The following is a 13,801-nucleotide window of genomic DNA, read 5'->3' as shown; positions in this document are numbered from 1 at the left end:
AGCTAGCCTCGCCGACCCTCGTAATCGTTCGCTTCCTGGTTGATCCAGTCGGCATTGTCGGCCTGTGTGTTCTGTGTGTCCCCCAGGTTCGAGAGGATCGCCTCACCGGTCAGCTCGAGAGACTCGGCCATACCCGACAGCGAGGCCGCGGTGGCGGCCTGGTTCGTCACGTAGTTGCCGCGGATCTGCAGTCCGATCTTGTCGTTGCCGGTCCAGTCGAGGGGGCCGCCCGTCATGCCGTTGAAGTCGTTCAGGATGTCCCAGGCGAGCGAGCTGATCTCGTCGAAGACGGAAGCGCCCTCGGTGACGCGCCCGGAGTCGACCTCGAAGGTACCGTCGTCTGCCATGTCTTCTCCGTCGCTCGGAATGCCGCGATGACACCGTTCACCGGCGGCGCGATGCCCTGTCGGACGTGTCGTCGTCCTCGTCGATCTCGTCACGCAGCCGGTCGTTCGCCGACCGCACCCCCGGCTCCCCGGGCAGCGCGTCGGCCGCGGGTCCGACGATCCGGTCCCAGTCGATCTCCATGCCGGGCAGCTCCGGCATCAGCGCGCTCGGCCGAGTGAGCGGCTCGAAGAGATCCCGTACCGCGCGGGCGTGGTGCGAACGCGCCTCCTGGACCGCGTCGAGCACGGCGTCGGCCAGCTGCGAGGCGGACATGGTCCGGTACTTGCCGTCCAGGAACCTCAGGCCCGCCAGCTCGCCCTGCGCGCCCACCGTCGCCTCCACCGAGCCGTCCCTGGACATCACGGAGGCCGAGAAGGCGTTCATCTGCCGCTCGGCCGCCGCCACGGCCGCCTGTACCGACTCCAGCCCCGCGTTCGCCTGTGCGAGCTTCTGCTCCAGCTTCTCGACGTGGTCACTCATCGCCGACTCCTGATTCTCGTGTTTCCGTCATCGTCCGATCACTGCCGGTGTCGTGCCCTCGTCGGTGCCCCAGACATCCTCGTCCTCGGTCACCCAGGCCGCCCGCGCGCGGTCGCCGTCGCTCTCGGTGGTCCGGTCCCGCTGTGCGGGCGGGGGCACCGCGGGCACGAACGGAGCGCTGGAACGCGTGGTGATCACGTCCTCGTCCACCTCTTCGTCGGCCGTCGCCCCCCGGCGGCCGGCGGCGGCCTGCGCGGCCGCCGCGGCGCGCCGCGAGGCCGCCCTGCCCATGCGGGGGCCCGGACTGGACCGCTCGCGCTCCGTCGGGGACTCGCCGCCACCGCGCATGCCGCCCATGCCGCCCATCGGCGGCATCATCGGGCTGCCGCCCCCGGAGCCGGAGCCGGAACCGCCCAGCGCGCTGGAGCCGGAACCGCTCTGGTCGCCCTGCACGAACGGGTTGCTGGACGTGCTCCCGTCGCCCGATCCGGAGGAGGCCGCGGCGGCATCGTCGTACGCGTAGCCGTCGGAGCCCGAGTCTCCCTGGTACCCGTACGAGGATCCGCCCGAACCGAGGCCCGACGAATTGCCAGAGTTCCCGGAGTAGTTGGTGTTCGTGTCGTCCTGAATCGACGCGACCTGGTTGTTGGCCTCGTCGATCGCGTCCTGAGCAGCCGCGTTGGCATCGGCGATCGCGTCCCGGGCCGCGGCGTTGGCGTCGTCGACTGCCGCGTTGTTGTCCGCGATCGCGTCCGCCGCTGCGGCGTTGGACTCGGCGATCGCGTCTTTCGCCGCTGTGTTGGCGTCGGTGATGGCCGCGTTGTTGTCGGCGATCGCGTCGGCCGTCGCCGCGTTGGCGTCGGCGATCGCGTCTTTCGCCGCGGCGTTGGCGTCGGTGATCGCCTGGTTGTTCTCGGCGATCGCGTCCGCCGTCGCCGCGTTGGACTCGGCGATCGCCTGCTTCGCCGCCGCGTTGGCGTCGGCGATCACCTGGTTGGCCTTGTCGATCGCGTCCTGGTTGCCGCCGGTGGTCGATCCGTCCGGCGACGTCACCGTCGTGCTGCCGTCCGGGGAGGTCACGCTGATGGTGCCGTCGGGGTAGGTCGTGGTGATCTCGCCGTCCGGGGACGTCACCTGCACGCTGCCGTCCGGGGACGTCACGGTCGTACTGCCGTCGGGGCCCGTCACCGTGACCGTGCCGTCCGAGGACGTCGTCGTACTGCCGCTCGGGCCGTCCACACTCGTGGAACCGTCCGGGCTGGTGATGATCTGGCCGCTCGGACCGGAGATGACCGTGTTGCCGTCCGGGTCGACGGTGATCTCGCCGATCGGACCGGAGACGATCGTCTCGCCGTCCGGGGTGGTGATGATCTGGCCGCTGCCACCCGAACCCGTCGACTGCACGCTGCCGTCGGGGGAGGTGACGGTCACGGAGCCGTCCGGGCCGGAGACGGTCACGGTGCCGTCGGGGTCGGTCTGGGTGACCGTGCCGTCCGGGTCCGTGGTGACCTCGGTGCCGTCGGGGTAGGTGGTCGTGACGCTGCCGTCGGGGTTCTGGACGGTGACGCCGCCGGTGAGCCGGCTCGAACTCCCGGAGCCGTCCGTCAGCGACGAGGAGCCTCCGAGGCCGGTGACCGGGACGATGGACTGGGAGTCGCCCTCGTCGAAGTTCGAGCCCGTCGTCTGCACAGAACCGTCGGGGCCGGTGACGGTAAAGGAGCCGTCCGGGTTGGTGACCGTGACAGTGCCGTCGGAGTCGGTCTCGGTGACCGTGCCGTCCGGGTCCGTGGTGACCTCGGTGCCGTCGGAGTAGGTGGTCGTGATACTGCCGTCGGGGTTCTGGACGGTGACGCCGCCGGTCAGCCCGTCGGAGTCCCCGAAGGAGCCGTCCCCGATCACCTCGTCGACCTGGGCGTTGGTGTCGGCGATCGTGTCTTCCGCGTTGGCGATGGCTTCGTCGACCTGGGCGTCGATGTCGGCGATCTTTTCTTCCGCGTCCGCGATGGCTTCGTCGACCTGGGTGTTGGTCTCGGTGATCGTGTCTTCCGCGTCCGCGATGACTTCGGCGACGTCGGCGTCGATGTCGGCGATCGTGTCTTCCGCGTTGGCGATGGCTTCGGCGACGTCGGCGTCGATGCCGGCGATGATCTCTTCCGCGTGCGCGATGGCTTCGTCGATCTGGGCGTCGATGCCGGCGATGATCTCTTCCGCGTCTTCGATGGCTTCGTCGACTTGGGCGTTGATGCCGGCGATGATCTCCTTCCCGTCCGCGATCGCGTCGTCGACGCCGCTGTCCCCGCTGTCCCCGCTGCCGGAGCTGCCGCTCCCGCCCGTCCCGCTGAGGTAGCTGGTGACCTCGGGCTCCAGCACCTCCTCGAGGACGCCCTGGGCTTCGATGAAGGCGAGGTTGACGTTCTCCATGGCCTTGTTGGCCGCGGGAGCCAGGTGGTCCTCCACGCCCTGGTTCCAGGACTCGATCGCTTTGGCGCTCAGACCGGTCCAGGTGGAGAGGTCGTGGAGCCAGCCGTGTCCGGGGATGAACCGCTCGGCCTCGGGTTTCAGGGCCCAGAAGGACCCCGACGTCTTCGTGTCGTAGTAGTGGCCGTCGCCTTCTTCGTCGCGCCCGTCGGCGCTCCACTCCGACTCGCTGTCGGACCACGTCTTCAGCTCGAGGTGCCGGGCGTTGTGGTTGAAGACCCATTCATTGAGACTCTGCAGCATCGACACGAGGATGCCGTAGGGGCTGGCGAGGCCCGGCAGGTATCTGTACTGGCGGTCCTCGTCGGGCGCGACGATCTCGGCGTACTCGGCGTTGGTTCCGCTCTCCCAGTCGCTCCACGCCTGGTACATGTCACGGATGGTGTGGAAGACGGTGTTGCCGGCGCCCAGGATGGCGTCGCCCTGCCTGCTCGTCGACTCGTACCAGTCCCACTTCGACTGGTGCGCGGCGGAGAAGCCGCTGGGGCGCATCTGGTCGGCGAACCCGGCGTAGTTCTTGTGCAGTCCGTCGATGAGCTCGGCGAACACCCCGGCCGCCTTGCCCTTCCAGGCCGCGGTGTCCCGTCCCAGGGACTCCTTCCACTGCTTGAGCGTCTCGGCGTGGTCCACGAAGAACCTGGCCACCCGGTCGTACGCCTGGGCCGTCCTGGTGAAGGACTCGAAGTCCATGGCCTTCTCCACGTACACGGTCTTGCCGTTCGACGAGAAGCCGATGTTGTTGTGGTCCGTGATGGCCCCGTAGCCGAGGTGATGCAGCGCGCTGCCCGCGCCCTCGACGTACTGCCCCAGGGCGTGCTTCATCCCGGTCAGCGAGCTGTCGCCGTTGTCGCTCCAGCCGAACGGGTTGTAGTAGGGGAGTTCGACGTCCGTGCCGTTCGGACCGACGAAGTCGATGACGACCCTGTGGAGCCTCGGGTAGATCTTCTCCTTGAGCTCCTCTTTGGAGTAGTCGTCGAGATCCACCTCCTCCGCGTTGTCCAGCGGCGGCCGGTAGAAGTGGATCACGAAGTCGTGATCGCCGACGTTCAGCCCCGAGTAGGCCTGGTACGCGGCCTCCGTCATGTTCATGTAGGGGATCTCCTCGATCGCGACCGAGAACAGCGGCACGTTGCCGTGGTTCCTGTCGCCATCTATGTCCGCGAACACCTCGGAGCTGCGTTTGGGCATCTCGTAGCCGGTGAGCATCTCGACAGCTATGGCCCAGTGATCAGTGTCTTCGGCGGCCAAGGGAGGACTCCGGGGTGAGGAACCGGTGGGGGAGGAGAGGCGGGGGCCAGGGGCCGGTGGGCGGGTGCGTCAGGCGCTTTCGCCGTCGGTGCTGTCGGAGCCGTTGTCGCCTGTGGAGTCACCGCTCGACGAACTGTCGTCGAATCCGGAGTCGGACATGGACGTGCTGAACTCCTCCGCCGAGATGTTGCCGAGGTTGTCGCCCTGGGTCTTGAACAGTTCGTGCAAGGTCGTGCGCAGGCCCTCGTCGATCTCGTCGAACGTGTCCTGCTGTGCCGTCAGGACGTCGACGACCGTCGAGATACTGGTCGACAGCGCGTCGGTGAAGCTGGTGCCGGTCATGAGGTCGTTCCTGTCGATCCTCCCCATCATGATCGGCTTGCCCTTCTCGATCGCGCCCGCGGTGCGGTCGGTGTAGACGCCGTTCTCGAAGTCCTTCATGGACGGGTCACCCGCGAGGATCTTCTTGAGGTCCCCGATGAACGACGCCAGGTCCCCGTCGATGAACGTCTGGATGGACTGCTTGTCCGTGTGACTGAAGTCCGCCATGGATGCTTCCCCTCGTTACGGATGTCTCCCCGGTACCGCGGTGGCGGCGTGCCGTGTGCTGTCGTGGTACCGCCCCCGGCCGACGGCGCCCTGCCGCTGCCGGAGGCGGTGCCATCACGGCACAGGGACGCGGTCACCTGCCGATGGACACCTCGGACCAGAGCTGGCTCAGGTAGTTCTCCGTGTACTTGTAGTTGTCCGAGACGTCGATGAGCAGGTCCGAGTGCTTGATCAGCAGCTGCTCCATGGTGAGGACGGCGGCGTCCCACTCCGCCTGCTTCTCCTCGTAGACCTGCGCGTCACCGCCGAACCAGGTCTCCTTGAGCTCGCTGAGTTCCATCTCCAGGTTGCTCAGGGTGCCTGCGATGGCCCGGGTCTGCTGGACCATGTCCTCGGCGGCGTTGTAGACGGGGTTGTACTCGACGTGGATGATGCCGTCGCTCGTGTCGGACATTCCAGGATCCTCATCTCTTCGGTGCCGGTGCGGTGCCAGTGGAGTCGTGTCGCCGGGGCCGCGGTCGGTGACCACGGCGGGCATGCTCAGCCGTTGAGGGCCCCGGAACCGGACAGGACGTCGAAGGCGCTCTCGCTGGCGCTGAACGCCTGGTCGATGGCTTCGCGGCCGGAGCCCTGGGCCAGATTGTGCTCCGTCAGGCTCGTGTTGAGCCTGTCGATCATGCCTTCGAGGTTGTTCAGGATGATGACCACCTGGTCGTCCCACTGGTCGAGCAGCCTGCCGTAGGCGCCACCGTCCGAACCCTGGTAGGAACTCGACAGGTTGTTCTTGGTGCCCTCCACGTCCTGAAGGATGCGCTGAACGGCGCTGTACGCCGTCTCAAGAGCGCTGATCCCGTTACGGGTGGGTCCTTCCTCTGAATGCTGGCTGCCGCTCTCGCTCAGGCTCATGTTGCCTCTTCTCTCTACGGCGGCGTCGCTGTCGCCCCTGCGGCCCGACCGGAGGGGCCCACCTGGAGGACGGTGACGGCGATCGCCGGGTTCAGTTGCCGACGCAGGAAGTTGGAGGAGTTTTGACGCAGTTCCCGACCACTCTCATTCCTCATCTGATCGTAAAGACAAGGAAGTTGCCGGTGCAACAGTTCATGACCCTTTACACACGAGCACTCATGTCAACTCGCCCTTCTTTTACCTCCTCGTCACCCACTGGCATCACTGTGAACATCCGAAAGGCGAACTCGGCGCCGCTTTAAGGGCGTTGGCGTCACGGCGTCACGGCGTCACGGCGTCACGGCGTCACGGCGGCACCGCCACCCGGCGGTGCCGCACCACCGCCGCAGCCCGTGTCGGCCGGTACCGTGCGCGCGCCCGCGGCGGCCGACGCGGCCGACGCGTCGAGGTCCGGCCCGGTCGGCAGCATCGACAGCAGCAGCGAGGGCACGGTCACCTCCTGGGCGTCGGTGTAGCCGAGGGCCTTCTCGTCGTCGGCCGTGGGCACCCGGTACTTCACGCCGGTGTCCGTGACCAGGTACCGGCTGCCGCCGACGTCACCGCCCGCGGCGCTGCCCGCCACGACCAGCGCGCCGCCGCCGGGTTCGACCACGACGCCGTCAACCGGCAGGCAGGACCGCGCGGTTGTGGTGGCCGCCGACCGGGCGACAGGGGCCAGCGCGCTCCCCGCCACGAGCGCGACGCCCACCCGCACCCCGGATCCGGCCGCCGAACCGGGCGTCACGGCGGCACAGACCCCCTGGCCCTCCTTGACACCGGCGAGGGTCGGCGGCGACTCGGGCAGCCCGGCGGACGAGCCGGTACTGGTGTCCGTGGCGGCCAAGTGGCCCTTGAGGGCGCCCGCTTCCAGCTGCCGCGCACTCGCCGGGCCGCCGTCGTACGCCTTCTCGGCGGTGTCCGGGTCGCCGAGCTGCAGCGCCGCCCCGGTGTTCGTCAGCGGCACCAGGCCGTCACGGCGCAGCAGGTAGTACTGGGACCGCGCGGACCCCGGCACGCTGGTGCGGAAGACCTGTCCGATCCGGGTGTCGAGCCCGCCGATCGCCGGTCCGGCCTCGCCCCTGCCGGGTACGTCGGCGGGGGACAGGTCCGGTCCGGCCGGCAGGGCGTCGAGGAACGCGGCGGAGACCTCGCGGGGTTCGGCCGACCCGTAGCCGAGGCCCTCCAGGGCGCTGCGGCCGGTGTCGATCCGCAGCCTCATGCCCCGCCACACCAGGTGGCGGACACCGTCCGGGTCGGCCACCAGCAGGGCGCTCCCGTCGGGCAGTGACCGTGCGGCGGCCGGCGAGGCCACGGAGAGCACGGTGGTGTCGCTGCCCGCGCCGTCGGCGGAAGCCGAACACACCAGCCAGGGGCGGGAGTCGGCGAGCGCGTCGGCATCCGGCAGTACGTCCGGGGCGCCGTCGATGCCGACGGCGGTGCCCCGGGGGGTGTCCCGCAGGGAGTCGGTGCCCACCGCCGTGGTGGTCATCTCGGCGCCGGTCGAAGCCGCGAGGAGCAGCGCGGATGCGTAGTTCAGCACGGGGCGCAGCTCGCCGCCCGCGTAGAAGTAGCGGGCGCCGGTGTCCTTGTCCACGATCAGGGTCCCCGAGGCCCGCCAGGAGTCGCTGGTGGACGGGGACATGAGGCCGAAGACGAAGGCCCCGGCCGACACCAGCAGCGCGACGACGATGCCGATCGCCAGGCCCCGGTTGGTGCGGCCGACGGGGCTCTCCGGCGCGTCCAGGTCGGTGCGCAGCAGCCCCGAGGTCAGCCGCCCCATCACGAACATGTGCGCGTGCACCTGGTCGCGTCTGTTCTGCACGTCTCGCTCCCTACGGGGTCGAAGAACTCACGGAAGAATTCACGTGGCTGGGCCGGACGCCGGGATCACAGGTCCAGCGACCGCAGGAACCCGTAGAAGCCGAGGATCCACAGCATCAGCGGCAGCAGGCTGATTGCCGCGGCGGAGTGCAGCAGTTCGGCGGCCCTGCCCCAGTACGGCACCAGCCGCCGCCCCGGCACCGTCCAGGACGCGATGGCGCACGCCGCCGCCGTCGCGAACAGCCCCACGAGCAGGGCGGGCAGGGTGTCCGGCGAGACCACGAGGGCCGCGGACACCACCAGGCCGGCCACGCCGAGCACGCCGGGGGTGATCAGCGCGAGCCGCTGCCAGAAGCTGCCCATGCCGCGGCCGTGCAGCAGCAGGAGCAGGGAGAGCGCGGCGGCCATGCAGCCGCCGGGCCATCCGAAGGGCTGGACCAGGGCGGCCAGACAGGCCGTGCAGAGCAGTCCGGCCGCCGCGAACAGCGCGGTCATCCACACGTCGGCGACCACGGTACGGGCGGCCACGTCGCCGCTGGGGTGCGGGTCGATGCCCTGCTGGAGCTGCTGGGCGTTGGTCGGCAGCGGCGGGGTGCGAAACCCCGCGAGCCGGAAGGACAGCGCGGGCACGAACGCCCCGAACAACACGGCGACCAGGGTGATCACGGCGGCCGCCTCCTGCGGCGACCAGTCCAGCAGGATCAGCAGCAGCCCGCTCAGCGCACCGCCCACCGCGACCGCGGCCGTGGCCAGGAACAGCGGGGTGAAGGCCGCCACCACCGCGAGCGCGAGCACCGCGCCGCCCGCGGCGGCGGCGGACGCGGCCAGCAGCCGGGCGCCGAGGACCTGGTGCGCCTGGTCGCCCTCGAAGGCGCCGCCGGGCATCAGCCAGCCCGCGTGCGTCCAGTACACGGTGGCCATCACGCCCAGCGCGGCTCCGGCCCCGGCGTCGCCGACGGCCCGGCTCGCCGAGGCCGCGCCGGCGAGCAGCAGCAGGCCGCCGGCGAACAGCACGCCGATGCGCAGCCAGAAGTCCGGGCCGGGCAGGGCGAGCAGCACCGAGCCCACGGCCAGCGCGGTCACCGCGAGGCCGATCAGCACCCGTCGGCCGACCGTCGGGGTCCAGACGAAGGGGCGGCGGTCCATGGTGGTGGCGATGCCGTCGACCAGGTCGTCGAAGTGCGGTTCGGGCAGCGCGTCGGCGCGCGGCCTCAGGTGGAGGGTCTCGCCGTCGCGCACCCCGGCCACGTCCAGCGTGGCCTCCTCGTCCAGGGGTACGCCGCCCAGCCGTTGGAGCACCCAGCCGCCGTGTTCGAGGCCGGACTCCTGGGCCTCCTCACCGGCGTAGTCGAGCAGCGCGGGCAACAGGTCGGCCACCGGTATGTCACCGGGGACGGCCAGGTCCATGAGTTTCGCGGGTGCTCGTACCGTGATCCGGCACAGATGTGCCACCGTGCTGTCGGTCAAGGCTCGCTCGTCTCTCCGGGTGTCGGGCAGAGGGGGGCCGTCGGGCAGTGCGGAATGAAGAGACCGTGTGGAGGTCGGGGGGCCGGGACCGACGCGCGGGAAACGGCGTCCGGAATCGGATGGCTGTACCCTACAGAACCCTTCCGGCGAGGTCCGGGGAGCCCTGCCCCGCCTACGAGTTGGCGGTCCGAGGGGTTCTACAGTTCGGTCGTTCGGTCTTCGCGCCATCCACCGAGAGGCTGTCCCTTGAGTGTGGTTCTCTTCCGTCGTCCCGCCCGCCGCCGGGCCCCGGACATGCCCGAGGGAGAGCTGAGTCTCCAGGAGCCGCCCACCCTGCAGGAGGTCGTGCCCGACACCTCGGCGGTGTGGAACTACCTGCCCATGGGCATGATGTCGGCCTCGATGATGCTGCTGTTCGTCCGTATGGGCAGCGGCAGTTCGGCGCTCGGCTACACCGCCATGGCGCTGATGGTGACCGCCTCCGCGCTGATGATCGTGGGTCAGGTGATGCGCAAGGCCAGCGAGCGCAAGAACCGGCTCAAGGGCGAGCGCCGTGACTATCTGCGCTACCTCCGGCAGACGCGGTTCCAGGTCCGCGGGGCGTTCGTGCAGCAGCAGTACGCGCTCTCCTGGCGGCATCCCGAACCCGGCGCGCTGTCCTCGCTGGCCCGCACCTCACGGCTGTGGGAACGCAGGCCGGGACACGACGACTTCGGCGAGGCGCGGCTCGCGGTGGGCGGGCAGCGGCTCGGGCTGCGCCTGGCGCCGATGTCCACCAAGCCCGTCGAGGACCTGGAACCGCTGGCCGCGCACGCGCTGCGCAGTTTCATCCGGGCCTACGCCACCGTCCCCGACCAGCCCATCGCGCTGTCCCTGCGGGCCTGGTCGCGGGTGCTGTTCCGGGGCGACGAGGACCGCATCCGCGGCGCCGTACGCGCCCTGGTGACACAGCTCGCCGTCTTCCACTCGCCCGACGACCTGTGGCTGGCCTTCTGCGTGTCCGAGGAGCGGCGCGCGGACTGGGACTGGGTGAAGTGGCTGCCGCACAGCCTGCACACCGAGGAGCAGGACGGCGCCGGACCGGCGCGGCTGGTCTTCTCCGCCATGACCGGCCTGGAGGACCTGCTGGGCGCGGAGTTCCAGGAGCGGCCGCCGCACGACCCGGAGGCCGAGCCGGGACAGGAGGAGCCGTTCACGGTGATCGTGGTGGACCACGGGAGCGTGCCGGGCGGCCACCGGTTCGACGGCGCGGGGTTCCGCAACGCCGTCGTGCTCGACCTGTCCGGCGAACTCACCTGGCGGCCCGGACGCTCCACCCTGCGCCTGGAGTTCGACGAGGACGAGCGCACAGGCCCGGGCGCGGGCCGGGACGGCTGCACCGTCAGCCTGGTGCGCACCGACCGCAACCGCCAGGAGCAGCGCACGGCGCTCGGCCGTCCCGACCACCTCGGTCCGGCCATGGCGCGGGCGGTGGCCATGCGGCTGTCCCCGTACCGTGTGGCGCTCGGCGGCGACAGCGCCGAACCGATGTCCACGGACATCGAGTTGACGTCCCTGCTCAACATCACGGACCTGCACCGCCTCGACCCGCTGGAGCTGTGGGCGCGCCGTGGCGGCGCGGCGCAGCGGCTGCGGGTGCCCATCGGCATCAGCGCCGAGGGCGCCCCCGTCGAACTGGACATCAAGGAGTCCGCGGAGGGCGGCATGGGCCCGCACGGCATGCTGATCGGTGCCACCGGCTCCGGCAAGAGCGAGACGCTGCGCACCCTGGTGCTCGCGCTGGCGCTCACCCACTCCTCGGACACCCTCAACTTCGTCCTGGTGGACTTCAAGGGCGGTGCCACCTTCCTCGGTCTGGACGAACTCCCGCACACCTCCGCGGTGATCACCAACCTGGCCGACGAGGTGGCGCTGGTCTCCCGTATGCAGGACGCCCTGCACGGTGAGCTGATGAGGCGCCAGGAGCTGCTGCGCGCGGCGGGCAACTACACCTCGGCCCTGGAGTACGAGAAGGCGCGGGCCGCGGGCGCCCCGCTCCAGCCGCTGCCCAGCCTGTTCGTCATCGTCGACGAGTTCAGCGAACTGCTGTCCGCGCACCGGGAGTTCATGGAGCTGTTCGTGATGATCGGCCGGCTCGGGCGCAGCCTCGGCGTGCACCTGCTGCTGGCCTCCCAGCGGCTGGACGAGGGCCGGATGCACCAGTTGGAGAGCCATCTGTCGTACCGCATCGGCCTGCGCACCTTCTCCGCCATGGAGAGCCGGGGCGTGCTCGGCGTGCCGGACGCCTACCATCTGCCGTCGCAGCCGGGCAGCGGCTACCTCAAGAGCGGGGTGGAGGAACTGACCCGGTTCCGTGCCGCGTACGTCTCGGGGCCCTACCAGCAGCGCAGCGGGCCGGTGGCGCAGGCGCGGGCGGCCGGCCAGGTCGTGCCCTGGACGACGGAGTGGGTCGCGCCCCGTCCGGCGCCGGACACCCCCGACGAGCCGGACGAGCCGGACGAGGAGGAGCAGCCCGGCACCGAGCGGACGCTGATGGCCACCGCCCTCGATCGGCTGCGGGGCTCGGGACCGCCCGCCCACCAGGTGTGGCTGCCGCCGCTGGACACCTCGCCGTCGCTGGACCAGCTCCTCCCCCCGCTGGCGCCGCACCCCGAGTACGGCCTGACCACCGTCGGCTGGGCGGGCCGCGGCCGGCTGTCGGTGCCGGTCGGCATCGTCGACCGCCCCTTCGACCAGGTACGGGACCTGCTGACGGTCGACCTGTCCGGCGCCGGCGGCCACGTGGCCGTCGCGGGCGGCCCGCAGAGCGGCAAGAGCACCGTCGTACGCACCCTGATATGTGCCCTGGCGCTCACCCACACCCCCCGGGAAGTGCAGTTCTACTGCCTCGACTTCGGCGGTGGCTCACTGGCCGGACTGACCGGGCTGCCGCATGTCGGCTCGGTGGCCGCCCGGGTGGACACCGAGCGGATCGGACGGACCGTCGCCGAGGTCACCGCCATCCTGGAGGACCGTGAACGGCTCTTCCTCCAGCACGGCATCGCCTCGATGCGCGACTACCGGGGCCGCCGGGCCGCCGGTGAGTTCGCCGACCAGCCGCACGGTGACGTCTTCGTGGTCGTCGACGGCTGGTCCACCGTGCGCCAGGACCACCAGGACCTGATCCAGACGTTCACCAGGGTCGCCGCGCGCGGCCTCAACTACGGCATCCACCTGATCGTCACCACCGCCCGCTGGGTGGAGCTGACCGCCGCCGTGCGCGACCAGTCGGGCACCCGGATCGAGCTGCGGATGGGCGACCCCATCGAGTCCATGGTGGACTCCCGCACGGCCAGGAGCGTGCCCGCCGCCCCGGGCCGCGGCCTGACCGTCGACAGCAAGCTGCACTACCTGTCGGCGCTGCCCCGGATCGACGGCGTGGAGAGCGCCGGGGACCTCGAGGCCGGGGCGTCCGCCCTGGTCCTGGACATCAAGGAGCACTGGACGGGCCCGAGGGCTCCCCAGGTGCGGCTGCTGCCCTCGTCGCTGTCCAGCACCGAGCTGCCGGACCCGCAGCCCACGCCCGAGGGCGGGCTGCGGGTGGCGCTGGGCCTGGAGGAGGACAAACTCGCCCCCGCCTGGCACGACTTCGCCGCCACCCCGCACCTGATCGTCGTCGGCGACACCGAGAGCGGCAAGACCAACCTGCTGCGGCTGGTCGCCCGCGCCATCACCGAGCGCTACACGCCCGAGGAGGCGCGCGTCCTGCTCGTGGACTACCGCCGTGACCTGGTGGACGCGGTCCCGGAGGAGTACCGGCTCGGGCACGCCGTCTCCGTCGACGCGCTGCGCGACCTGGTCAACGGCGCGGCACGGGCGATCCGGCTCCGGGTGCCGGGCCAGGACATCACCCCGGCCCGGATGCGGCTGGCCGACTGGTGGACGGGCCCACGGCTGTTCGTCCTCGTCGACGACTACGACATGATCGGTGCCGGCCCCGGCAACAACCCCTTCATGCCCCTCCTGGACCACCTCGCCCTCGGCTACGAGGTCGGCCTGCACATGATCGTCGCCCGCTCCGCGTCCGGCGCCGGACGCGGCCTGCAGGAGGCGTTGATGCGCCGCCTCCAGGAGGTCAACTCCCCCGGCCTCCTCCTCTCCTGCCCACCCACCGAGGGCTACCTCTTCGGCAACGTCAAGCCGCGCATCCTGCCGCCGGGCCGGGCCATGCGCATCGCCCGGCGGACGACGACCCTGGTCCAGACGGCACGGCTGGCCCCGCCCGAAGCGCCCTGAGGGGGCGGACCACCCCCGCGGGCAGGCCGGCGACGGCCCGTGCCTGCCCGCACCGGAGTGCCACGGGCGGCCTTGGTCCGGTGACGTCCTGCTTGCGTCGGACCACCGCAGACGGCTCCGGACTGGTGGCGTCACCTTCGCCTGCTCGCGT

9 protein-coding genes are annotated in these 13,801 nt (G+C 70.7%); 1 reads left to right on the top strand and 8 read right to left on the bottom strand.

All coding sequences use genetic code 11. From position 1 onward, the window contains the following. Window positions 1-2: 2 nt before the first annotated feature. The 8 genes from LUX31_RS19265 to eccD all read right to left on the bottom strand — a co-directional run bounded on the left by LUX31_RS19265 (window position 3) and on the right by eccD (window position 9,375). Window positions 3-347: a hypothetical protein gene (locus LUX31_RS19265; RefSeq protein ID WP_235476021.1), complete on the bottom strand. Its 345-nt coding sequence runs from the start codon at window positions 345-347 to the stop codon at window positions 3-5. A gap of 37 nt (window positions 348-384) precedes the next feature. Next, window positions 385-867 (bottom strand): YbaB/EbfC family nucleoid-associated protein, encoded by a 483-nt coding sequence (locus LUX31_RS19260; protein ID WP_235476020.1) that lies wholly within the window; start codon window positions 865-867, stop codon window positions 385-387. A 27-nt stretch (window positions 868-894) separates the two neighbouring features. Beyond that, window positions 895-4,593 carry an AAWKG family protein gene (locus LUX31_RS19255; RefSeq protein WP_235476019.1) on the bottom strand — a complete coding sequence of 1,233 codons (3,699 nt, stop codon included), beginning with the start codon at window positions 4,591-4,593 and terminating at the stop codon, window positions 895-897. Window positions 4,594-4,662: 69 nt separating this feature from the next. After that, window positions 4,663-5,142, bottom strand: a complete 480-nt coding sequence (locus LUX31_RS19250) for a type VII secretion system-associated protein (protein ID WP_235476018.1) — start codon at window positions 5,140-5,142, stop codon at window positions 4,663-4,665. Window positions 5,143-5,275: 133 nt separating this feature from the next. Further along, the gene (locus LUX31_RS19245) at window positions 5,276-5,596 is read right to left on the bottom strand and encodes a WXG100 family type VII secretion target (protein WP_235476017.1); all 321 of its coding nucleotides are present in this window, start codon (window positions 5,594-5,596) and stop codon (window positions 5,276-5,278) included. 86 nt (window positions 5,597-5,682) lie between these two features. Continuing rightward, entirely contained in the window at window positions 5,683-6,048 is a 366-nt protein-coding gene (locus LUX31_RS19240) for a hypothetical protein (RefSeq protein ID WP_235476016.1), read from the bottom strand. A 337-nt stretch (window positions 6,049-6,385) separates the two neighbouring features. Next, window positions 6,386-7,909: a type VII secretion protein EccB gene (gene eccB, locus LUX31_RS19235; protein ID WP_235476015.1), complete on the bottom strand. Its 1,524-nt coding sequence runs from the start codon at window positions 7,907-7,909 to the stop codon at window positions 6,386-6,388. 65 nt (window positions 7,910-7,974) lie between these two features. Next, window positions 7,975-9,375 carry a type VII secretion integral membrane protein EccD gene (eccD, locus tag LUX31_RS19230; RefSeq protein WP_235476014.1) on the bottom strand — a complete coding sequence of 467 codons (1,401 nt, stop codon included), beginning with the start codon at window positions 9,373-9,375 and terminating at the stop codon, window positions 7,975-7,977. 252 nt (window positions 9,376-9,627) lie between these two features. Between eccD and eccCa the strand changes: the two genes are divergently transcribed. Further along, entirely contained in the window at window positions 9,628-13,650 is a 4,023-nt protein-coding gene (gene eccCa / locus LUX31_RS19225) for a type VII secretion protein EccCa (RefSeq protein ID WP_235479979.1), read from the top strand. Window positions 13,651-13,801 lie beyond the last annotated feature (151 nt).

Origin of the sequence: Streptomyces sp. GQFP (assembly GCF_021545335.1) — a bacterium.
Classification (GTDB): Bacteria; Actinomycetota; Actinomycetes; order Streptomycetales; family Streptomycetaceae; genus Streptomyces.
The sequence above is the reverse complement of the archived record's forward strand: the minus strand, read 5'-3'. Positions and strand labels throughout refer to the sequence as shown.